Annotated in this window: 9 protein-coding genes and 1 pseudogene; 7 read left to right on the top strand and 3 right to left on the bottom strand. The window is 36.4% G+C overall.

Features of this window, described 5'->3' with window-relative positions; translation table 11 throughout:
• Positions 1-9: 9 nt before the first annotated feature.
• From ACFX5D_RS02410 to ACFX5D_RS02400, 3 genes and pseudogenes are all read left to right on the top strand, one after another.
• A complete protein-coding gene (locus ACFX5D_RS02410; RefSeq protein WP_379856667.1) occupies positions 10-1,086 on the top strand; it encodes a PorP/SprF family type IX secretion system membrane protein in 1,077 nt (358 codons plus the stop codon).
• A 1,063-nt stretch (positions 1,087-2,149) separates the two neighbouring features.
• Positions 2,150-2,551, top strand: a pseudogene (locus ACFX5D_RS02405) (DUF6642 family protein); the annotation flags it as partial.
• Between the two features lie 341 nt (positions 2,552-2,892).
• Positions 2,893-3,102: a hypothetical protein gene (locus tag ACFX5D_RS02400; RefSeq protein ID WP_379856666.1), complete on the top strand. Its 210-nt coding sequence runs from the start codon at positions 2,893-2,895 to the stop codon at positions 3,100-3,102.
• A gap of 497 nt (positions 3,103-3,599) precedes the next feature.
• On the opposite strand, the gene ACFX5D_RS02395 is transcribed toward ACFX5D_RS02400, so the two are convergent.
• Complete coding sequence (locus tag ACFX5D_RS02395) at positions 3,600-4,163, bottom strand: ATP-dependent Clp protease proteolytic subunit (protein WP_379856665.1); 564 nt, start codon at positions 4,161-4,163, stop codon at positions 3,600-3,602.
• A 277-nt stretch (positions 4,164-4,440) separates the two neighbouring features.
• Here ACFX5D_RS02395 and ACFX5D_RS02390 point away from each other — a divergent pair, with 277 nt between their 5' ends.
• Positions 4,441-4,647: a hypothetical protein gene (locus ACFX5D_RS02390; RefSeq protein WP_379856664.1), complete on the top strand. Its 207-nt coding sequence runs from the start codon at positions 4,441-4,443 to the stop codon at positions 4,645-4,647.
• 17 nt (positions 4,648-4,664) lie between these two features.
• Complete coding sequence (locus ACFX5D_RS02385; RefSeq protein ID WP_379856663.1) at positions 4,665-5,165, top strand: hypothetical protein; 501 nt, start codon at positions 4,665-4,667, stop codon at positions 5,163-5,165.
• Between the two features lie 116 nt (positions 5,166-5,281).
• Here ACFX5D_RS02385 and ACFX5D_RS02380 read toward each other — a convergent pair whose 3' ends face one another.
• Positions 5,282-6,343: a class I fructose-bisphosphate aldolase gene (locus tag ACFX5D_RS02380; protein ID WP_379856662.1), complete on the bottom strand. Its 1,062-nt coding sequence runs from the start codon at positions 6,341-6,343 to the stop codon at positions 5,282-5,284.
• Positions 6,344-6,401: 58 nt separating this feature from the next.
• Positions 6,402-7,493 carry an alkene reductase gene (locus ACFX5D_RS02375; protein WP_379856661.1) on the bottom strand — a complete coding sequence of 364 codons (1,092 nt, stop codon included), beginning with the start codon at positions 7,491-7,493 and terminating at the stop codon, positions 6,402-6,404.
• Positions 7,494-7,984: 491 nt separating this feature from the next.
• On the opposite strand from ACFX5D_RS02375, the gene ACFX5D_RS02370 reads away from it, so the two are divergent.
• Complete coding sequence (locus ACFX5D_RS02370) at positions 7,985-12,889, top strand: LamG-like jellyroll fold domain-containing protein (protein WP_379856660.1); 4,905 nt, start codon at positions 7,985-7,987, stop codon at positions 12,887-12,889.
• Between the two features lie 387 nt (positions 12,890-13,276).
• Positions 13,277-25,327, top strand: a complete 12,051-nt coding sequence (locus ACFX5D_RS02365) for an Ig-like domain-containing protein (protein WP_379856659.1) — start codon at positions 13,277-13,279, stop codon at positions 25,325-25,327.
• Positions 25,328-25,466: the final 139 nt, after the last annotated feature.

Raw genomic sequence — 25,466 nt, 5'->3', positions numbered from 1 at the left:
CCATTGAGAATGAAACTAAAATTTATTATATATGTACTTTTAACTTCCATATCGATTGTAGAAGTTAAAGCGCAAGACCCTGTTTTCACGCAGTATTATTTTGTTCCTGAAACGCAGAACGGTGCGTTTACAGGAACCGTAAATACTTTAAACACAGGAATTCTACACAGAACGCAATGGCCTGATGGAGCCAGAAGACTGGATACTGATTATGCATTTATTAACGGCTCAATCGGAAACTTATCAGAAGATTCACGTCCAAGCGATTCCAATCTTCAAAATATTGGAATAGGGCTGACAGTCCTAAACCAGCATGAGGTTTTTACAGATTATAATTACACTCAAATCAATGGTGTATTTTCCCTAAATCTTGACCTTGATAATTTTTATTCCGGTTTAAGAATGATTTTAGGATTAGAAGGAGGTTATGGATCTAAAAATTTTAATTTCAAAAGTCTTTTGTTTGAAGACCAAATCAATACTAACGATGGCAGCATTGCCGGTGGAAGTTCAGATCCAAGTCTTTTACATCTCAAGGACAAAATAAATTTATTTGATATTTCTTCAGGATTTTTGCTATATACCGATGATTTTTGGCTCGGAGCTTCAATGAAGCATCTTAACACACCCAATATTGCATTTGACTCACAAGGTAAACTGCCGTTAGATATGAATTTCACTCTTCAAAGTGGCTATTCATTTAATCTCGACAGTGGCCCCGGTTTTTCGTTCTTACCGGATGATTCCAAATTAGTCCTCACATCAAATTTCATGAAACAAGGACAATACAATCGATTGGATTTTGGCAGTATAGTACATTTTAATCCATTTATTATTGGCGTCATTGCTGCAACAAATCCTATGATGAAAAGTGCTGACAGCCATCTTCTGACTTCAGTAAATCTGATTGGTTCCATTAAAATATATAACTTCACTTTTGGTTATTCGTATGATGTAAGCACTTCAAAAATAGAGAATACGCAGGGAGTTCATGAATTTTCCCTGACTTGGCAGATAGGCCGGGAATGTCATAGTTGTACTAATTATTTGGCAAGAAGACCTTGGGGCAGGAATTATGATGAGTAACAATGTAAAACGAAATTTAATAAAATCTTCGATCTAAAAAGAAAAATAATCAAACGAATTAATCATAATGCAATCTGCTACAACAACTAAAATTTCGAAAATGCTTATTTAAAAAACAAACTATAATTTCTTAAAAATTTATGTAAAACCGCTATTTGCGGTTTTTTTTGTGTCTAAAGTAAAACTTCACGATTAATTCTGCTAAAAAACACTGTAAACTAATGCTATTCCAGGAAGGATTTAGAAAGATTCAGAAGGATTTACTACTCTTAAAATCTGAAAGCTATAAAATCTTTCTGAAAATTACTTAAAGTTACTTTGTTGTGCCAAATTTCCATGAATCTTGTCCTAACCTACCGAATCCTTTTTGGCATCTATATTAAAACTAAATATTTGCTACATGGATTTCAAAAAATATAGCTAATTTGTCCTAACAATTTCCTAGACATTGAAAATTTAATGCTCATCGTGCACCACAAAAATCTTGATAAATACAAACGAATTAGTACTAATTAAAACAAATGTGAACAAATCCGTATAAATCGAAACGACCTTAAAAGTTAAAATCAAACATTTGTAATTAAAGCAAACACATAGTTTGTTGGTAAAATCTAATTAATGACTGCTAATACGTTATATGATATTTTTCTTGTTCTTCCAAAAATGGAAAGACAACGCCATATTGCATCAGTAGATGAATGTTAAAGGAAAGAAGAAACAAAATTCTCCATCGTATAAAAAAAAGAAAAAGAGTTTACCAATACCAAAAAAAAAGAATTTACAATCTGTTTAAAAATGTCTTTACTTCAAAAAAATAGATTAAAATTTATTCCGCCAATATTTAAGCGGTTTTAAGTATTATCAGTTTACACACGTAAAATTGAATAAAAAAGATATTTAATAATATTATTTCATTAAAATTACCATTTAGCAACCAAATTAATTACAAAAATGTAGCTTAACTTAATGCGTAGTTTTTATTAGCATATCCACTTCGCCACATAAAAGACATTAAACACTTAATGCGAGATGATACCATAATCATCCCTGCGAAAATTGCTGGTCAAGCATTTATAAAACTTGCGATACTATTGAGGGATTAAAAGAAAGTTTAAATGCATTACTCTATGAGGATCATAATTTTATCAATTATGAAATAATTTATTTAGTCATGCAAGGTGAAGGAAATACTATTTACCTCAATGAGAATTATTACAGTTTAGAAGAAATAGCGGAGTTTTTTGAAGGAAAAATGAAAGGTAAAATTTTGCATTTCACCAATGCAAAAGTATTGGACTTGAGCCAGGAAGAAGCGCAATACTTTTTAGATGTTACTGGTGCGCGTGCAGTTTCTGGTTCTGGCGGAGCATTAAATACAACAACGAGCAGTGCCCTAGACAAAGCTTTCTTTAGCTTATTTGAAGAACAGGATAATGTTGTCGATTTTGTAAAAGAATTATTTTAAAAACATTATTCCCTTTGTAAACTACTCGATTTTAGATTGTATTATTAAATATGAAATCTGCCGTGGATGTCACCGTCCCCACCATGTGCGTAAATTGAATTCTCTGCAATTCCAGTTTTTTTTATCCGTAAAGACAAAAAATAACCTTGTATGAGATATCACAAAATCCCTTTTTTTCGCGAAATATTTCTGGTTTTTTTATTTATTTTAACAGTAAGACCTACGGTCTAACAAACTCTTAAAGGGTCTTTTCTTGGCAGATAAAACCTGTCTTAAAAAATTCTTATATTATTTTAGAGATATAAAAAAAATTCTAAGATACAACAATGTGATATCCTGCCGTGGGTACAAAAGGTACTTGTGGAACAAGTGGGACAGCAGGCAAAGGTACTATAGGAGGGACAGAAGGTTCAGCAGGCTCCGGTATTATTTGGGGTGCTGGTGGTTGTATTGGTATGGGTATTGGGGCTGGTGGTTCGGTCGGTTCCACTGGCGGCTGTATTGATGGCTTTGGCTGTGTAGGCACAATAGGTTTAACCTCATCAATATAGCGCATACTATTTACAGTAGTTTGAAAATTAGCATTCACAAGAATTTTTCTTTTTAATTTTCCATTGAGATTATCCGATGCTTGAATTACACTTTTTTTATTAAGTAATAATTTAACATAATTTTCTGCTTCGATTTGATTTCTAGGTTTGGATGTTTCTTTAATCGATTTGATCGTTCTTATCATCTTGTTTTTATTTCCTGTGTTTTTTTTCCGTTTTTTACTTGTCCCAAAAACTATTAAACTCTGATACCAAAAATTATTAAATTTAGTTTCTACGCTAAGGTAGTCAATGATTTTATTATCCTTCAGTCCAAATCTGTTAATTTTTATTTAAAGTAGTTCTAATAATTTAGCAGTAGTTCATTGTTTTTAATAATTACACCCAAAGGGTTGGCTGTTTAATAATTCAGGATTTTATTAATGTAACCCAACGGGTAAACCATATTATAATTGCAGAACCTTTATTTCAATAAATTTCGTGCTGTACAGTTTTCCTTATGTAAAAGTCATTGCTAAGTAAATTGAATCGGCAGGAATAGTGGGCACTTTAATTTCGTGTATAATTTCTTTTTCAAGTGCAAAAAAAACATTTTTATCTTCTCCTTGCCGAAAAAGAGAACTGATTTCTTTTTCAGTCAGTTTAGTGTGTTCACTGAGCGCGTGCGCAATTCTATTTTCCATACCTTCCAGTCTGCTTAGATTTTCTTTTAACATTGTTGCAGTGCAGCTCGAATTAATATCCAAGGTAACGCCATGAAATAAAAATGATGCGCTTGGTGCAGAGAATCTCTTATCAGCACTCACAAAAATCACATTAGCAATTGAATCAATGGAACCAATATTGTGCATCGTTACAGTTAATTTACTTTTTAAAGAAATTAAAAAATTATAAAGTACAAACCCCGAGTCAACATCGCCTCCATTAGAAGATATAAAATAATAGAGTTCCTTTGGGTTATGATTTTCAATAGCTTGGGTGGTAAACTTAATAAATTTATTTACTTTATCTGAGTTTATTTCGTCAAAAAAATGGATAAAAACTGTTTTGATATTTTTCATATTTCACTTATTTTCTTATGAATTTATGAATAAAAATATAGATGTTAATTGCTTCCGCTACGGTCTTAATTTTATTAAAACATTAAAGTTAATCAAAAAAAATCTAGTGTAAAATTTATTTAAAACATAAAAGACAGTTAATTTTTACTAAAATTCATGAAGCATAATTAATAAACAGTCGCACTGTTAAAAAAACCTCATTTTTTATATAACTACTTGCTTATCATTTAATTAGTATATAATTTTATGGTAATATTAATTTAAAAAAAATTACATTATGAAACCTTTAAATGAAAAAGACACTAAAGCAAAAAACGCCGTCGAATCTTCAAAAACAGAGGATGAAAAAACAACTGGCACCAATTCATCTTCTAAAACAGATGCAAAAAAAATGGACGAAAAAAGACCTGAAACTTCAAAATCTAAAAGTCATGAAAAAAAATCAGACAAAGATTCTGGAGCTCATTCAACTAAAAAACATTAATTCTATTATCAATTTTTATGGAAAATAATAATAAAGGTAATTTAGGTCAAGAGAACCGGGATAACCAAAACCCACAAAAAAAAGCGAATTTCGAGACTTCAGATTCGGAAAATACTAGCAATCAAATGAAAGGCCAATCTAATCCACAAATGGAACAAGATTCAAAGGACATTTCAGCTCACGATCAAGTAAGAAATCCTACTAATGAAAACATTATTGAAGAATTTAAAAGTTCAACTTCTGCAATATCAGATTGGAAGAAAGATCTTTATAATCAGGAAGAAAGCAAATCTGCTTCACAAACGGACCAAATTTTTAACGAAAATCAGGAGCAACGATCTAATGAAGAACAAAATAAAGATCCGCAAAGTGTATCTAATGTAGAAGAAAACACAAGTGAAAATGATTTAGATTCACCACAAAATGATAGCAATAACAATTTCAAACGGGCGAATGTAAATGATGAAGAAGATTCAGAGATTGAAGATCAAAACAAATGTCCGAAAAATTTTTTGTAAATAATATCTTTTAAATTTTATAAAAAAAAGAAATAGAATTATTGATAAGATGCATTAATTCTATTTTTTTTTTAATGATGTAAAATCTACTAAAAAAAGTTTATAATTATATTTAATTAAGCTATCGAAACTTCGTTGGTCAAGTATATTTCCTGTACCGCATGTATGAGTTCTACACCTTCGCTAAAAGGACGCTGAAAAGCTTTTCTTCCCATGATCATTCCAGCTCCTCCCGCCCTTTTATTAATAACCGCCGTTTTTATAGCTTGCGCCAAATCACTTTCCCCTTTTGACTCCCCTCCTGAATTAATCATGCTGATCCGTCCCGAGTAACAATTCAGTACCTGATAACGGCATAAATCTATGGGATGATCGCTGGCTAATTTGGTGTACATGGCCGGATTTGATTTGGCAAATTTTATTGCTGTAAAACCACCATTGTTAGTTGGTAACTTTTGTTTTATAATATCAGCCTGAATGGAAACACCAAGATAATTGGCTTGGCCAGTAATGTCGGCTGCAGTATTGTAATCGACACCGTCTTTTAGAAAAGCATCATTTCTAGAATAGCACCATAGAATAGTAGCCATACCCAAATTATGAGCTAGTTCAAAAGCCTTTGCGACTTCTACTATTTGCCGGTCTGATTCGGCAGAGCCAAAATAAACAGTCGCACCCACCGCAACAGCTCCCATATTCCAAGCGTCACGCACACTACCAAACATGATTTGGTCGTATTTATTTGGATAAGTCAATAGCTCATTGTGATTTATTTTTACCACAAATGGAATTTTATGAGCATATTTTCTGGACAACATTGCCAATCCTCCCATTGTAGATGCGACCGCATTGCAACCAGCTTCCAGGGCTAACTTTACAATATTTTCAGGATCAAAATAAATTGGGTTTGGAGAAAAGGAACTTCCGGCAGTATGCTCAATTCCTTGATCCACTGGCAAAATTGACAGATAGCCAGTGTTAGAAAGCCGACCGTGATTGTATAACTGCGTTAAGCTTCGAATGGATTGTGCCTTTCTATTACTTTGCAAAAAATGAGTCTCTATATGATTTGGATTCGGAAAATGAATGTGCTCTTTCGTAATTTTTGTACAGACATGATTTAACAAAGAATCCTTTTCGTCCGCTAATAAATCCAATAATTGGCGTAAATTTTTCATTTTTAATTTTATATGAATAAATTTCCAAAACACTTTTTAACAGATAAACGTAATTACTTTACTCCATTTTGTAAAATGGATAATCAGTATATCCTTTTTCGTCCGCTGTATAAAACAAATCCATATTGAGATCCTGTGATAAAGGCCAATTGTTTTCAAATCTTTCAACAAGGTCGGGATTATTGATAAATGGCCGCCCAAAAGCTACCAGATCCGTAAGTTCACTTTCGAGAACTGCTTCAGCACTCTCTTTATCAAAACCACCACAAAGGATAATAGTGTTTTTAAAATTGTTTCGTATCCGTTTTTTAATTTCCAAAGGAACCGGAGGCGCTCCCATAGCCGAGTGATCCACAAGATGAATATAAGCAATATCTAATTTACTCAGTTCCTTAGACAAGTAATCATAAGTGGCATCTATCTCCGGATAATGAGGCATATCACTGGCCACACCATAAGGTGATAAACGAATTCCTGTTTTATCTTTTCCAATTGCATTTGCAACGGCTGTTACCACTTCAATCACAAAACGGCAACGGTTTTCAATACTTCCACCATAATTGTCTTCTCGAATATTGCTTATTGGGGAAAGAAATTCTTCTAAAAGATATCCGTTAGCCGAATGCAATTCAACTCCGTCAAAGCCTGCAAACAAACCATTTTCTGCAGCGGCAACATATTCTGTTTTGGCATGCAAAATTTCCTGAGAAGTCATTTCTTTTGGAACATCAAAATCTTGCAATCCTTTTAAATCGGTCCACATTTGTCCAGCTGCTTTTACTGCTGAAGGTGCGACAATCTGCGCATCTTTATGCATATTGAGATGATGGCTAATTCTTCCGGAATGCATTAACTGAACTATAATTTTACCACCGTTTTTATGAACTGCCTTCGTTGTCTTTTTCCATCCTTCGACTTGTTTCTCACTAAATACCCCAGGAATTCGCGCATATCCTAGACCATTAGGGGATGGCGATGTTCCTTCCGTTATTATCAATCCTGCACTTGAACGTTGTATGTAATATTCAGCCATCAGTTCATTAGGAATATTATCTATTGCTCTACATCTTGTCATTGGTGCCATAACAATTCGGTTTTTAATTTCAATAGAACCTACTATTTGTGGTGAAAATAAGTCGGATGCTTTCATATTTTTATTCTTAAATGATTAGTATAAAGATATCTAAAATTATTTTCAAAAGTGTGATTTATTTCTTTTTAAAATAAGATAAATCAATCTATTGCTGTTTACTATCAAGGAAAAATAGGTCTTTATAGAACCGACCACAATAAAATACAATAAAAATATTACCATATTTATGGCAATCAAAACCACCTCGAAAACCCATAATTTCACTTAGGGCGGATGCAAGTAAATAGGAACGAAAGCCAAGAAATACCGATAGAGATTTATAATGATTTTTTTAATTTATTATAGTCAACATTACCGTATTTTTTTACGATAATTATTTTAATTTTTATACTTTTTTACCTACAATAAAATATAAAACATGCACTTTATCGATTATATACGCTTTTAAACTGTTAAGCAAAACAAAATACATAATTTTGAAGTCAAAATACATTCTTTTTTAAAGCTAAAAAAGCTTTTTTAAATAAAACATATACCATAATTAGATTATGAGAAAACTTTACTTTAAAACAACCAACTGTAAATCTTACTGTTTACGATTTTCGATACTACTTCTGCTTGGGTTTATCCAAGTGGAGGCTCAAACACTGACATCTCCGCAAGTTAATTTTTCGCAAAGAACTTCATCAGTTACACCGGCCAAAACAATATATAACATCAAAGGTGATTTTACGTTGTTAGGCAATACCAATTTAACTCTTGCTAGCTACGGTGTAGGAACTGACAATGAAGGTAATGCAATGAAATACATTGATATTGATGGAAATCCCGCTACTTTAAATTCATCGATGGCTACGTTGGAAGTTTCTAATTTTGGTGAAAATTCAGCGAGTCAAAATTGTACAACTGTTCTTTTTGCAGGACTTTATTGGACCGGAAAATCAGATGACGCCAATGAAACGTTTTCTATTGGTACAACTATTTCCCATAACTCGACTGTTCCAAACACTAATTATGTACTCACTGTAAGTAGAGGAGGAAATGGGGGACCACCAAATAATTATTATCCAATTTATACCTTCACTGGTAATGGTCATACTTATGCTTTTAGTTTTACCAATGCAGGTGCGAATGGTACTTCTACTGTTACCCTTACATTAGACGCAGTTGCACAACCAGGCATTAATGTTACCTACAGTGCCGGGACAGCGACATTTAGTTATACATCAAATGCTGCTTATGGCAGCACCTTTACTATCAATAGCTTAACGAGAGATACTTCCAAAAATAATTCTGAACTTCAATATCAATCTAGCAGTTCTACTAACGTTTCTAATTCTCTTTCAAAAATTTACAACAAAAAAGTAGTTTCTTTAAAAGGACCTGGCGCTACAACGTATACTCCTATCACGGCAAAAACTAACGGTGCTAATTCTGATATCCGTTTTCCCGCTGCGGCTCAAAGTGGCATTTTTGTAGGTTATCAAGAAATTACCGATTATGTAAAAACACACGGTCCGGGAGCCTATACTGTAGCCGATATGGCTTTAAAAGAAGGAACGAATGCTAATCCGGGTTTATCAGGTGGTTGGGTAATGGTTGTTATTTATGAAAATCCTGTAATGAAAAGTCGTGCTGTGACTCTTTTTGATGGCTATGCTTACGTAAATGGACAACTTGCAGGAGGCGGCGAATTTGGCACGATTCCCATTTCAGGATTTACTACCGCAGGTTCAGGTGCTGTGAATATGAAACTGGGCGTAATGGCAGCTGAAGGAGATGTAGCCTTGACAGGAGATTATCTGGCAGTACAAAAATTAAATGCGGATCCAACATCTTATCCGGCAAGCTATTTAGCATTAAACCATGCCGGAAATTCAACTACTAACTTCTTCAATTCTTCTATTTATCCAGTTCCTGCGGCTGGTCTTAGTAATCCCATTTTACAAAATAACACAGGGGTAGATTTTAGTATGTTCACTATTCCAAATGCTGGAAATACCATTATAACTAACAATCAAACATCTACAACTTTCAGGTTTGGCTCTTCTTCTGACGTATTTTCCATTTTCGGTTTTGCCATGTCAGTAGATGCCTATATCCCAGAACCAAAAGGATTAATAAGTGTAAATTCAATTAATAATGTAACAAATCCGCCCACTCTAAACGCTTTACCGGGACAAACAATCAATTACTCACTGAATATTACTAATGAAGGGACGGAAGCCACGAATAACACAATAGTTTCAATACCCATTCCGGCAACAGCAATTTTCAATACAGGAGCAACTATTATATATCATACGTATAACGGTTTTACAACGACCAACATTCCCTATTTTGACGCATTGACAAATAAAATCATTTGGAACTTAGGCACATTACCTATAACATCAGGTCATCCTGAATATATATATGCCGATTTAAGTTTTACCCTCAATGTTACAACAGATTGTAATATTATATTAAGTGCGGGCTGTAGCCCCGAAGTTTCTTTAGAGACCGGAACTATAACGGGTAATGGTGCCACATCTGGATCTTCCTTTACGAAGTATTTCTTTCAGGGATATGATTCAAACTCTTGCCATTTACCTGTTGAGGGCTCAATTAAAGTCGCGATCGATGCAAGTTCCTGCTTATCAAGTATGGCGGGTCCAGATCAAATAGCATCTTGCGGAGGAGAATCTGTTATATTAGCGGCATCAACAGGAAAAACAGGAATATGGACTATTATTAGCGGACCTACCGCAGGTGGAGAAATTTTTTCGAATAACACAAGTCCAAGCTCAACATTTTACAGTCCTAATATTGGTGTATACGCCCTGAGATGGACGACCAGTTGCTCAACAACAGATGATGTTATCATCACTTTTACACTATGTAATGTTGTCAACTTTGATGGACTTGATGATCATATCAACTTTAAAAACAACTATAATTTAAACAGCGGTAATTTTAGCATAGAAGCTTGGGTAAAATCAAGTACGACTAATAGTAATAACCAAACCATTATTTCCAAACGCTTAAATACTGGTTCAAATGATGGGTATGATTTAAGACTAGTAAACAATAAAATTTCATTTAATTGGAACACTAATTCCATAATTACCACTAATTCAATTGACAGCAACAGATGGTACCATATTGGGGTTACTTTTGACGGAACTAATTATAAATTATACATTGACGGATTATTAGAAAAAACAGCTTCTGGAACTAACCCAACATCAAATAATGTTGATTGTATTTTAGGTGCGATGGCCCAAAACAGCACAACTCCTTATAATTACTTTAATGGTTATATCGATGAGGTTCGAATCTGGAATGCTTCTTTAACCATTAGTCAAATTCGCCAAATGATGAATCAAGAAATCATAAATGATGGTAGTGGCAATATTAAAGGAGCAATTGTACCCAAAAACATCACTGGAATAAGTTGGACTAATTTGTCCGGTTATTTTCAAATGAATCGTACAAGTGATATCTTAAACGGCTATTTAATAGACAAATCAGGCAACATCAAAAATGGTAAATTGAAAGGTATTTATGTTCAAGAACCTGATACTGCACCAATTCCTTATACTTCCGGAGCTAATGGCAGCTGGGAAACAGACGCTACTTGGACTAATTATCCAGTTTGGGATGTTCCTAACAGTATCGGTATCGACGGCACAACAAAAATAGATTGGAATATTGTTAAAACCACACACAACATAACCTCAAATGGCAATAAGATAATTTTAGGATTATTAGTAAATAGCAATATATTAAGTGCAGCAAATGATTCAAAAATTGAAGTTTCCAGTTATCTAAAATTAGATGGAAAAATAGATTTAGTGGGCAAGTCACAATTAGTACAAACCATTGACAGTGATCTAGATGTTTCAAGTGGAGGATCAATCGAACGAGACCAACAAGGACAATCAAACAAATACAATTATAATTACTGGAGTTCTCCTGTCAGTCCTATTAATACAAGTGCTAATAACACTGATTTTACTGTTGCCGGGATAATGAAAGATGGAACGGCAGCAATACCACAAAATATAAATTGGATCAGTGGCTATGACGGATCACCCACCAACCCTATTAGTTTAGCTCGCTATTGGCTCTATAAATTTGATAATTCTGCTAATGATTATGCAAATTGGTCTCAGATAAATGAAACAGACGGCCTCAGAGTTGGACAAGGATTTACACTAAAAGGAAGTGGGACACTATCTTTAACCCAGAATTATACCTTTGTAGGAAAGCCAAATAACGGGACCATTGCATCCAACGGTGTTAGTGCCGATCAATTGCTATTAACAGGAAACCCATATCCTTCCGCTATGGATGCCAATGCTTTCATAAATGATAATTTGGCTTCTATGGATGGTACTTTGTATTTCTGGGAACAGTACACTACTAATGACACCCATATTTTAAGGGATTACCAGGGTGGTTATGCCGAAAGAAATTTAACAGGGGGAGTACCCGCAACGGCAGTAGGAGTAAATTTTATAAGTGGTCAAGGCTCCAATACCAAAGGAATTCCAAATCAATTTATTCCTGTAGGACAAAGCTTTTTTATATATGGTAATATAGGTGCTGGAGGTCCTATTACCTACAAAAATACACAGAGAGGTTTCCATAAAGAAGATGAGACAGGTGTTTCTAATACTATGTTCAAAGTGACGTCTACTGATAAAAAAGACAAAAATTCAAGCAGCAATAATAATGATATTATAGAAAAGGATACTTACAAAAGAATTCGTCTGGGTTACAATTCGAATAACAATTATCACCGTCAAGTATTGTTAGGATTCATGGATGAAAAAGCAACTTCAGATATCGATAATGGTTATGATGGTTTTAATTTTGATGACTTTCCTAATGACATGTATTTTTTGAATGATGAGGATCAATTAGTAATTCAAGGAGTTGGATACTTTGACAGAAACGATTCCTTCCCTATTGGAGTAAAAGCGGATACCGATGGAAAAGTAAAATTCATGATTGATGGACTTGAAAATTTCGACAAAAATGAAAAAATATTCATTTATGATTCGGAAAATGACAGCTATAACGACATCCGAAAAAAACAATATGAAGTTTTGATTCCAAGTGGCGAAAACAATGATCGTTTTTCATTGTGCTTTAAACAAAGAACTAAAAAAGAAAAAGAAGAAACAAAGGAAGAAAAAGACAAAAAAAATAAAAAATCAGATGATATAAAAATAATACACATTCAGAAAGAAAATGTTCTTGAGATTACTAATACATCATCCGCAGCAAGTCTTCAAAAAGTAACTCTTTATAATCTGAATGGCCAATCAATAACAACATGGGAAATTGAGGACCAATCACAACAACAAATCCAACTGCCTGTTAAAAATTTGAGTTCGGGTGTATATATTGCAAGAATTCAAACTACAAATGGAGCTATTAACAAGAAAATAATTATCCGTTAATTTTTTAAATCCGCTTTTATAAAAAAACTGTCTTTCAAGACAGTTTTTTTTTGTCCTTATTTAAATCAAAAGAAAATGTGCGAGAAATAAAATAATCTTTATAAAAAAAAGCATTTCATCGAGAGAAAAAATACTTTAATCGAAAATATGTTCTTAAAACACAAAAACAAATTTTAAACACCTAATTTTAAGATAAATAAGTCCTAACCCATATTTCATTTTAAGAAAAGCAGCTATTAAAAATTTAAACTTTAAGAGCCCCTTCCCCTTTTTTTAGTGGAAATATTGCACGTATAATAAATATTATTTTACTTATAAAATTAACCAAGTTCCAACTATCTAAATTTTATAAAAGTATTAATTGTTTGATTCTAAAGTGGTAATATTATGAAAAAAAAATACTCTAATTTCCATATAAATTTATCTTCAGCATTAAAAATATCGAAAACATATCGTCTGTTTACAATTGTTTTGATTGCTTTTCTGAGTGTTAATAATTGTTTCGCTCAAACAATCTCAAGTTTTAGTCCCTCCAGTGCTTGTAGCAATTCTGGTGCATCTGTGATTATAACTGGTACTGGTTTTACAGGAACAACCGCTGTGAAATTTAATGGAGTAATAGCCGCTTATAGTGTTAACAGTGATACTCAGATAACGGCAACATTGCCTGTGGGCGCAACAAATGGAACTATTTCGATAACAACACCTTTGGGAACCGCTAGTAGTGCCGCTACTTTTACGGTAAATAATATTTTAGTCCCATCCGTATCAATTGTTGCCAGTCCGGTTAGTCCTATATGCGCCGGAACTTCGGTAACATTTACTGCAACTTCTGTAAATGGAGGTAGCACTCCAACATATCAGTGGCATGTTGCTGGAATTGCTGTTGGTACAAATAGCCCAACCTTCACAACCAGTACTCTTGGTAATGGCAACCAGGTAAAAGTTGAAATGACTTCTAATGCAACTTGTCCAGTTCCTGCTACTGTAACCAGTAATGTTTTAACGATGACGGTGAACCCCTTGCTGACACCATCTGTTACCATTGTAGCTACTAAAACAGTATTTTGTACCGGAACATCTGTTACATTTAGTGTTGATGTATTAACGAATGGGGGTCTCGATCCAACTTATCAATGGCGTCTAAATGGGACTGCGGTTGGAACAAATATCAACACATTTACTTCTTCAACCCTATCAGATAATGATGTACTTATATTAGATATAATTTCATCAGCTACTTGTGCTACACCTGCAATGGTTAGTAGCAATTCCATTATGGTTACGGTTAACCCTGACGCAGTAATAAATTTAACTTCTGGAGCAGGTACTAATAATCAAACATTGTGTGCAAACACATTAATATCAAATATTACATTTGGTATAAGCGGTGGTGCGACAGGCGCAAGTATAATAGGTTTACCTGGTGGATTATCCGGTAATTTCAGTGGAGGAGTGTTTACAATAAGTGGCACTCCTACTGTGAGTGGTTCATTTCCTTATATCATTACTACAACTGGGACTTGTGCTCAAAGTACAAGTACCGGTACAATAACAGTAAATCCAAATTCAACAATCAACTTAACGTCTGGAGCAGGTAGCAATAACCAAACAAGATGTATTAATGCTGCAATAAGCAATATCACATTTGGAGTAAGTGGTGGAGGAACCGGAGCAGGAGTAACTGGTTTACCAGCAGGAATAACTGGTAATTTTAGTGGGGGCGTATTTACAATAAGCGGAACACCTACAGTGGCAGGAACTTATAATTATATGGTAACAACAACTGGCACTTGTTCTCAAACCTCAGCGGCTGGAATAATCACTGTTAATCCAAAATTACCTACAAGTGTAAGTATTGTTTCAACAGATGCCGACAATACAATTTGTGCAGGAACAATCGTTACTTTTACAGCAACTCCAACCAACGGTGGAACCACTCCAAATTACCAATGGTATGCAGGAGCAACTCCTGTTGGATCAAATAGTGCAACCTATACCACATCAGGTCTTACAACAGGACAATCCGTCTCGGTAGTTATTACTTCAAATGCAGTCTGTGCTACTGGAAGTCCTGCTACTAGTAATGCTATTGTTACAACTGTCAATCCAAATTTATCTGTAAGTGTGAGTATTGGTGCAACAGCGACCACAATATGTGCAGGAACATCAGTAACCTTAACCGCCACTCCAACAAATGGCGGCACAACACCTGCTTATCAATGGCAAGTAAATGGGGTAAATACAGGAACAAATAGCAATCTATTTACAACTTCAAGTCTTACAAATGGCCAAGTTGTAACCGTTATATTGACTTCAAGTGCCACTGCTTGTGCAAATGGAAATCCAGCCACAAGCACCGGAATTACAATGACCGTCAATCCGAACTTACCCGTTAGCGTGAGTGCAGCGGCATCTGCCACAACAATCTGTCCTGGAACAAGTGTAACTTTTACGGCAACTCCAACAAATGCAGGAACAACTCCTTCTTATCAATGGCAAGTAAATGGGGCAAATGCAGGAACAGGCACCAATATATTTACAACTTCCGGTCTTACAAATGGCCAAGTTGTAACCGTGATATTAACTTCAAGTGTTACTCCTTGTGCAACTGGAAATCCAGCCACAAGTACCGGCATTACAATTACCGTAAATCCGAACTTACCCGTTAGCGTGAGTGCAGCGGCATCTGCCACAACAATCTGTCCTGGAACAAGTGTGACTTTTACTGCAACGCCAACAAATGGAGGAACAACTCCTTCTTATCAATGGAAGGTTAATGGCGTAAATGCGGGAATCAACAGCAACACATTTACCACAACAACACTCACAAATGGGGAAATTGTCATCGTTGTTTTAACCTCCAACGCAACCTGTCCGACCAGTAACCCGGCTACTAGCACAGGAATAACAATGACTGTTAATCCAAACTTATCCGTTAGCGTGAGTATTGCAGCAACAGCGACAACAATCTGTGCCGGAACATCGGTAACTTTTACAGCCACTCCAACCAATGGTGGAGCCACTCCAATGTATCAATGGAAGGTAAGTGGGGTAATTGCAGGAACGAACAGCAATACATTTACCACAACAACTCTTACAACTGGACAAGTAGTTACTGTCGTATTAACATCCAATGCTACACCATGTGCAACAGGAAATCCCGCGACGAGTAATAGTATTACTATGACGGTGAATCCGTTAGTTACACCTTCAGTAAGCATTGCTGCAAGCGCTACTACAATTTGTTTAGGAACAAGTGTAACGTTTACGGCAACGCCAGCAAATGGTGGTGTAACACCTACTTATCAATGGAAAGTAAATGGTGGAAGTGTAGGAACAAATAATCCAACTTATACTACTTCTGGTCTTACAAATGGACAAATAGTAACAGTGGTAATAACTTCTAACGCAATATGTCCTACCCCAACAACGGCAACAAGCAATGCTGTTACAATGGTTGTATATACAGGCATTCCTGCTTTTTCCGGCGGAAGTCCAGGTAGAATTACTGGAAACAATTCTGTTTGTCCCGTTTCATCTCAAACATATACTGCTGGGAGTCTTTCCAGTGGAATTGCAACAAGTTACACTTGGTCATTCCCTACGGGGTTTTCAATAGTATCACAAACAGGAAATCAGGTTACTGTAGATGTAACTGCTGCCGCTGCGATTGCAAACAATCAACCTATTACCGTCATTGCCTCCAACCCTTGTGGGTCAAGTACCGTTTCACAAACTTTCATTGTTAGTGTCAACAAATTTGCAGGAGTCACAGTAGGATCCAATCAATCTGTTTGTGTAGGAGGCTCAACAGTAGTGGTAGCTACTTTAACAGGAAATGCTACGACAGCAACATGGACTGCACCAAGTGGAAGTTTTTCTAACATTATAAACACAAGTACAAATGTAACCGCAACTTACACACCTTCTATTTCAAATGGTAATGTAACATTAACTGTAACTACAAACTTACCATCAGGTAATTGCACACCAGCCGTGGCTGGAACGGCACAACTTATTATTACCGTAAATCAACCATCGATTGCGCCAATAAGTGTAAGCACATCGGCATCACCTATATGCAATGGTTCAAGCATAACATTGACCCAAACCGGGGGTAGTCTTGGAACAGGAGCCAACTGGAAATGGTATTCGGATGCAGGTTTTTCTGTTTTGATTGGGACAAGTGTTTCTGCAAATGCAAGCTTGACTTTAAATCCTGCTGCAACGACAACTTATTATCTGCGTGCTGAAAGTTCAACTGGTGCTCCTTGTACAGCCAATGTTGCAGCTGCCGGAAATGTTACGGTTACCGTAAATCAATCCTCGGTTGCTCCTACAAGTGTAAATGCATCGGCTTCAACTATCTGTAATGGCTCAAGTATAACATTGACTCAAACTGGTGGGACTCTTGGAACAGGGGCTAGCTGGAAATGGTATTCTGACGCAACTTTCTCTACTACAGTTGGAACAAGTGCTGCTGCAAATGCAAGTTTAACTTTAAGTCCAACAGCAACTACAACTTATTATTTGCGTGCCGAAAGTTCAACTGGTGCGCCTTGTACAGCCAATGTTGCAGCTGCAGGAAATGTAACGGTTACCGTAAATCAACCATCTGTTGCACCAACCAGTGTAAACACATCGACTTCGCCTATTTGTAATGGTTCAAGTATAACATTGACCCAGACTGGCGGTAGCCTTGGAACAGGAGCCAGCTGGAAATGGTATTCAGATGCAGGATTTACTACTTCAGTTGGAAATAGTGCTGCTACAAATGCAAGCTTAACTTTAAACCCTACCACAACTACAACTTATTATTTGCGTGCCGAAAGTTCAACTGGAGCACCTTGTACAGCCAATGTTTCAGCTGCTGGAAGTGTAATTGTAACCGTAAATCTTTCCTCTGTTGCTCCAAATTCTTTAACTGGTTCACCAAATACAATTTGTAATGGAAGTAGCACTACTTTAACACAAACTGGTGGAACTCTTGGAACTGGAGCCAACTGGAAGTGGTATTCTGATGCAGGTTTCATTATTCCAGTGGGAACAAGTTTGTCAGCAAATGCAAGTTTGTCAGTTAGTCCAACTGCAACTACAACTTATTATTTGCGTGCCGAAAGTTCAACTGGTGCGCCTTGTATAGCTAATGTTGCAGCTCCAGGAAATGTAACAATCACCATAAATCAACCATCCGTTGCACCAACCAGTGTAAACATATCGGCTTCGCCTATTTGTAATGGTTCAAGTATAACATTGACCCAGACTGGCGGTAGCCTTGGAACAGGAGCCAGCTGGAAATGGTATTCCGATGCAGGATTTACTACTTCAGTTGGAAATAGTGCTGCTGCAAATGCAAGCTTAACTTTAAACCCTACCACAACTACAACTTATTATTTGCGTGCCGAAAGTTCAACTGGTGCGCCTTGTGCAGCCAATGTTTCAGCAACTGGAAGTGTAACTATAATCGTAAATCAATCCTCTGTTGCTCCAACTTCTTTAATTGGTTTACCAAATACAATTTGTAATGGCAGTAGCACTACTTTAACACAAACTGGCGGAACTCTTGGAACAGGAGCCAGCTGGAAGTGGTATTCTGATGCAGGTTTCACTATTCCAGTGGGAACAAGTTTGTCCGCAAATGCAAGTTTGTCAGTTAGTCCAACTGCAACTACAACTTATTATTTGCGTGCCGAAAGTTCAACTGGTGCGCCTTGTGCAGCTAATGTTGCAGCTCCAGGAAATTTAACAATCACCGTAAATCAACCATCCGTTGCACCAACCAGTATAAACACATCGGCTTCACCTATTTGTACTGGTTCAAGTATAACATTGACCCAGACTGGCGGCAGCCTTGGAACAGGAGCCAGCTGGAAATGGTATTCAGATGCAAGCTTCATAACCTTAGTGGGAACAAGTGCTGCGGCCAATGCTAGCTTAACTTTAACCCCTGCAGCAACAACAACTTATTATTTGCGTGCAGAAAATTCAACTGGTGTACCATGCACTGCCAATATTGCAGCGGCTGGAAGTATACTAGTAACCTTAAGCCAATCCTCTGTTGCTCCAACTTCTATAAATGGTTTGCCTAATACAATTTGTAATGGCAATACTGCGACCTTAACTCAAACTGGTGGTAGTCTCGGAACTGGAGCCACTTGGAAATGGTATTTAGATGCTGGCTTTACTGCCTTGGTTGGAACAAGTGCCGCTGCAAATGCAAGTTTATCTGTTATCCCTAGCGCAACAACAACTTATTACTTACGTGCAGAAAGTATAACAAGCGCTCCATGCACAGCAAATGTTGCTGCTTCAGGAAGCATAACAATTACAGTGAATGATGCTGTTGTAATCAACTCACAACCAGTAGCTACCCAAACCTTATGTTCAGGAGATAATGTAACCTTCGGTGTAACGGCAACCGGTACTGGTTTAACATACCAATGGAGAAAAGGAACTACAACTCTTGTTAATAGTGGTACTATTAGCGGTGCTACTAGTTCTGTTTTAACAATCTTAAATTTAGCAACAACTGATGCTGCCAATAATTACAATGTTGTAATCACTGGAACAAGCCCATGTGTATCAGCGAGTTCAAACAACTCAATACTGCTTATTAATCGTAAAGTTACCATAGGAACACAACCATCTAATGTAGGTATATGCGCTAGTAACCCTGCAAAATTTGGAATCGTGGCTAGCGGAGATGGTCTTACATACCAATGGTACAAAGGAACCTTCCCTGGCACTGCGGTTACCAATACTGCATTTATTACGGGAGCTCAAACTAGCATTTTAAATTTCAGTCAGGCGTTTTTGGCAGATGATGGCGTTTATTATGTAGTCGTAAGTGGCGCAAGCCCTTGTTCATCATTAAAATCAAATGAAGTGACATTGAATGTAGACCAATCTATTTTGATTACATCCCAACCTGTTGCACAAACTGTTTGTGAAGGTGCTCCCAATATTAGCTTCTCCGTTACCGCCAATGCAGGTGGCGATCCTATTACTTATCAGTGGAGAAAAAATAGCGTCAACATTTTAAGTGCAACAAGTGCAACTTACACAATCGCAACAACAGTTTTGGCAAATGCAGGTAATTATGATGTGGTTGTTTCAGGGCCTTCGGGTTATACTTGCACCTCTATACAGTCAGCAGCAGCAATATTAACAATTAATCCAAAACCAATAGGATCTGCCACTACTCAAACTATCTGTAGCGGATCTTCAATAAATGTGGCGTTAAACTCAACCGTTAGCGGCACAACATTTAGTTGGATTGCTGCAATTCAAACTAATCCAACGGGTGGAACAATTTCTGGATTTAGCGACAGTTCGGGAAATATAATTGCCCAATCTTTAACCAATACAGGCACATCTGCAGGAACTATCCGCTATACAATTACTCCTACTGCAAACTCTTGTATAGGAATAACTTTTACAGTTGACGTAACAGTTAATCCCGCGCCTGTGGGTTCTACCATAGCTCAAACGATTTGCAGTGGTTCAACAACAAACGTAGTATTAAACTCGACTGTAACTGGCACAACGTATAGTTGGACAGCTGCCATTCAAACTTCTCCTACTGCAGGGACAATTACTGGATTTAGCAATGGTACCCAAAATACAATTGTTCAAACTTTAAACAATACGGGGACAACGGCCGGAATTATTCGATATACCATTACTCCTACTTCAAATTCTTGTTCGGGAGAAGCCTTCACCGTTGATGTTACCGTTAATCCTAATTCAACTATTGTATTATCATCGGTTTCAGGGTCAGACAATCCAACAAATTGCGTTAATACTGTACTTAATATTAGTTACGCTATTGGAGGAGGTGGAACTAATGCTTCCATTACAGCTGGTGCACTTCCAGCTGGTGTTATCGGTTCATACGATTCTGGAACTAGAGTGTATACAATAAGTGGTACTCCATCTGCAATTGGAACTTTTAGTTATACGGCAACAACACTAGGACTTTGTAGTAACGCTTCTGTAAGTGGATTCATTACAGTTAATCCAGATTCAACTATTAGCCTGAACCTAGGTACCGGATCAGATAATCAAACAAAATGTATAAATTCTGCAATTACTCCAATCAAATATACCATAAGTAATGGAGGAACTAATCCTAGCATTGCTTGGAATCCAGGACCGGCTAATTTTATAGGGTCATATGATTCTGCTGCTGGCGTTTACACAATTAGCGGTTCTTCCGCGGTAGCTGGAACATTTAATTATACCATATCAACGGCCAGTAGTTGTATTAATAGTTCATTGACAGGACAAATAACTGTCAATCCCAATCCTGTGGGCTCTGCCGTTTCTCAAATAATTTGTAGTGGTTCAGTTAGTAACGTGGTATTAAACCCAAGTACTGGTGGTACTACATTTGCTTGGACCGCTGCAAGTCAAACTACCCCAACTGGTGGATCAATTAGCGGGTTTGGCAGCGGTTCAGGAGCTTCAATTCCACAGACTTTAACTAATACCGGGACAACATCAGGAAGTATTCGTTATACGGTTACTCCTACGGCGAACTCCTGTCCTGGATCACCTTTTACAGTTGATGTTACCGTCAACCCTAAACCAAATGGTTCTGCCATTGCACAAACTGTTTGTAGTGGTGTGAAAACAAATGTACCACTAAACTCAACTATTAGCGGCACAACATTTATATGGACCTCAGCTATTATTTCTATGCCATCTGGCGGAACCATTTCAGGGTTTAACACTGGTACGACAAACACAATTGCCGAAACTTTAAGCAACAGTGGTACAACAGATGGTGTTATACGATATACTGTTACCCCCACTGCGAATAATTGCTCAGGAGCAGTTTTTACCGTTGACGTAACTGTCAATGCGCCTACTGTAGGTGGTACAACCACTATCTCGTCAACCACTAACCCTAGTAATGTGGATAATGGAACCACTAAACTAACTGATTGCCATTCTTCGGGTGGAGTCATTAGGTTAAATGGGAATGTAGGTACTATCGTGGGATGGGAAACCTCTACTAATGCAGGAGGCACTTGGATTCCAAGAGGAAAAGCAGGAAGTTTAACCTATAATTATACCGGAATAACTGCGGCCACTATCTTTAGGGCAGTAATTCAAAATAGCTCTTGTACAATTGTAAACTCTGGGATTTCTACATTATTTATTATTCCAAATATTAAACCATCACCAGTAAGCGCAATTCCTTCTACAATATGTGAAGGGGAATCCACACAATTATCCTCTGATAGTGGTTTCTCAAGCAGTCAAAATCTAGCGTCAGGCGGTCTATTCAATCAAGCTAACCCAACAGGTTGGCTAGTCGATGATAAAATTTTTCCTGCCAGCGGTGATAACGGTATTAACAATGAATTTAGTGAAACAAATGGAAATGCGGGGGACGAATATGATTCTGGCGATGGGAAATTTGCTATTACAAGGGGAAATAGAACTTCTGTAATGCAGACACCAGTATTTGATCTTATAGGATTAACCTCAGCAAATTTAACATTCGATCATGCTTATAAATTAGATGCTGTGAATGATTATGCTGAGGTGAAATTTTCTCTGGATGGTGGATTAACATATCCCGTGACCTTGGCCACTTTTAATGGGAATACAAGTATTAAAAATCCGTTTAAGAATTCAAATCCTGCTAACTCCATATCTCTTAATTTGAACGCATATTTAGGCTATTCGAACATTAAAATAGGATTTTTCTTTTATGGAACTGTAAATGCTGCGGGTACTAAAGTTCCTAATGTAGGTAGCACATGGGCTATCGACAACGTTAAAATTCCTCAAGCACCGGATCCGCTGTTAACTTCACAATGGAAGAATCTAAACAATAATGCAATAATAAGTGTCACTAATACTACTCGTGTTACCGTTACTCCACCTGTAACAACAACTTATGAGGTAACCTCATTCCTTAATGGCTGCACCAGTTATGGAACCGAAGGAACAACTTACGTTACCGTAACAGTAAATAAAAGACCAACGGCAAATATAGGTCCAGACCAAACTATTTGCTATGATGGAACTGGTACATTTAGCGTAGCATTAACTGGTGTGGCGCCATGGACAGTTACCTATACAAATGGTGTAACTTCGACAACTGTAAATAACATCAACACAAATCCATTTCTATTTAGCGTTCCTAATATTAAAACCGATGTCACCTACACGATTACAGCCTTAAATGACAAAAATTGCACTTCTTTTCCAGGAGGAATTACGGGCTCCGCTAAAGTTACTGTTCTATTAGGAAGACCTGGGTGGTGGACAGGACTGGTAAGCACAGATTGGTTTGATTGTAAAAACTGGGAACAAGGATTGCCTTCATTTATCGTAGACGCAAACATTCTTCCAATTGTTGCCAACGGGAATAGATTACCTGTTATTGATAAAACTTCCGCATTTGCAATTCTCTACGGTGGGATAGCAAGTGCTAAGGATATGATAATAACAACAGCTGGTTCAGTTACTATGGTTTCCACCAATAATTCTGAATTACAAATTAGCGGTAATTGGAGAAACAGTGGTGCTTTTATTCCTGGAACTGGAACGGTTACCTTTAATGGAGCAACAGCGAATCAAATCCAGACTATAAATGCAGGAATTAAAACTAATGAGACTTTTTATAATTTAACTACAAATAATTCAGGCACAGCCAAAGGAATAAGTGTAGTTGACGGTTTTAAATTAACCGTGTTAAACAATTTAACTTTAACAACAGGTGATTTACGTTTAACCGGCGAAGCTCAATTAGTTCAAGCCGGTACCGCTGCCAATCCATCAACTGGAACAGGTAAACTATTAAGAGACCAACAAGGTCAAAAAAACAGTTTCAATTACAATTATTGGTCATCACCTGTAAGTTCCAATGGTTTAGATTACTCCATTGGAAGCGTGTTGCGAGACGGAACTTCTATGACAAATACGTACACTGATATATCTAATTTTAATCCAAGTACTCCCAGCCCGACAACCACTATTTCATTCATTGATGGAGCATTTAGTGCCGATGCACCATCAAGTCCAATAACAATTAGTAACCGATGGTTATGGACCTTTAATTCGCCAGCATTATCAGACCCTTTGCTAAATTACTACCAATGGAAATATATAGGAAGCACAGGGTCGATAAAAGTGGGTGAAGGATTCACCATGAAAGGAACTGGTGGAATCGCACCACTTAGTGCAACACAAAATTATGTTTTTGTAGGAAAACCTAATTCTGGAAATATCTCTTTAAATTTAACTAAAGATCAAACTTATTTAATAGGAAATCCTTATCCATCTGCTCTTGACGCCGATGAATTTATAAAAGATAATATTAAAGAAACAATAAACGGTAAAGTTGGAAGAAACACGGAAAATGTATTTAACGGCGCCCTTTATTTTTGGGATCATTTTGGTCTCTCAAACAATCATTATTTGGCGGAATATCAAGGTGGTTATGCAACGTACACTTTAATAGGAGGTACAGCAGCTGTTGCAGACAGTCCTCTAACCGCAGGTGGGACAGGATCAAAAATACCGGAGCGCTATATACCCGTTGGGCAAGGATTTTTTGTCGATGCTTTTGTCGATGACGGTTTAGCAGGAGGCATAACATCCCTAATATGTCCTACTGGATGTAGCGTAATTTTCAAAAATAGCCAAAGGGCTTTCGTGAGCGAAACCCCAGGAAATTCTCTCTTTATGAAAACAAATGCAACCACTAAATCAAATACAGCTGAAATAGATACAATATCAAAAATAAGACTTGGTTTTGACTCTCCTTTAGGTGCACATCGACAACTGTTGGTTGGTGCAGATGCTAATACGACGAATCAATTTGACATCGGATATGACGGACTAATGTTTGATACCAGTGAAAATGACATGTTTTGGGAAATTAGCAATAGCCAATTTGTGATTCAAGGAGTTCCAAATTTTGATGATAACCAAATACTTCCTCTAGGTATTACAATTGCAAATGAAGGTTTAAGCACTATAAAAATTGATGCTTTAGAAAATATGCCGAACACAACTAAAATTTATTTGCATGACAATCTAACGGATATATACCATGAACTTATGGAAAATGCTTTTAAAATTTCACTTGCTGTTGGGGAATACACCAACCGATTCTCCTTACGATTTACTGATAAAACACTTAAAGTAAACGATTTTACTTTACCTGAAAACATTTTCATTTATTTCACAAATAATACTAAATCCCTAAATATAAAGAACAACTTTACCAACGGAACAGTAAACAAAGTATTCCTTTTCAATTTATTGGGTCAATCTATTGCCAATTGGGATGTAGAAGAACAAAAACAAAATAACATTCAGATTCCAATTAAAAATGTACCTGCAGGAGTCTATATTGTAAAAGTTAAGACCACAAAAGGAATTTTTAGTAAAAAAATAGTCATTCGGTAAACAATCTTTTCCTGATAATTAAAGGATAATGGTTTAAGTAAATATTAACCATAATTTTAAAATTGATATTAATTATTGTTAGTATATTTGGTGAACAATTTGAAATTTATTTTTCAAATAAAAAGAGATAAAATAATTT

Source organism: Flavobacterium fructosi, from assembly GCF_042787335.1.
Lineage (GTDB): Bacteria > Bacteroidota > Bacteroidia > Flavobacteriales > Flavobacteriaceae > Flavobacterium > Flavobacterium fructosi.
The sequence above is the reverse complement of the archived record's forward strand: the minus strand, read 5'-3'. Positions and strand labels throughout refer to the sequence as shown.

What these genes read in the sequence shown, in the direction of transcription:
- ACFX5D_RS02410 (WP_379856667.1), top strand. Translation starts at nt 10, where the DNA reads ATGAAACTAAAATTTATTATATATGTACTTTTAACTTCCATATCGATT.
- ACFX5D_RS02395 (WP_379856665.1), bottom strand. Translation starts at nt 4,163, where the DNA reads ATGAAAAATATCAAAACAGTTTTTATCCATTTTTTTGACGAAATAAAC.
- ACFX5D_RS02390 (WP_379856664.1), top strand. Translation starts at nt 4,441, where the DNA reads ATGAAACCTTTAAATGAAAAAGACACTAAAGCAAAAAACGCCGTCGAA.
- ACFX5D_RS02385 (WP_379856663.1), top strand. Translation starts at nt 4,665, where the DNA reads ATGGAAAATAATAATAAAGGTAATTTAGGTCAAGAGAACCGGGATAAC.
- ACFX5D_RS02380 (WP_379856662.1), bottom strand. Translation starts at nt 6,343, where the DNA reads ATGAAAAATTTACGCCAATTATTGGATTTATTAGCGGACGAAAAGGAT.
- ACFX5D_RS02375 (WP_379856661.1), bottom strand. Translation starts at nt 7,493, where the DNA reads ATGAAAGCATCCGACTTATTTTCACCACAAATAGTAGGTTCTATTGAA.
- ACFX5D_RS02370 (WP_379856660.1), top strand. Translation starts at nt 7,985, where the DNA reads ATGAGAAAACTTTACTTTAAAACAACCAACTGTAAATCTTACTGTTTA.
- ACFX5D_RS02365 (WP_379856659.1), top strand. Translation starts at nt 13,277, where the DNA reads ATGAAAAAAAAATACTCTAATTTCCATATAAATTTATCTTCAGCATTA.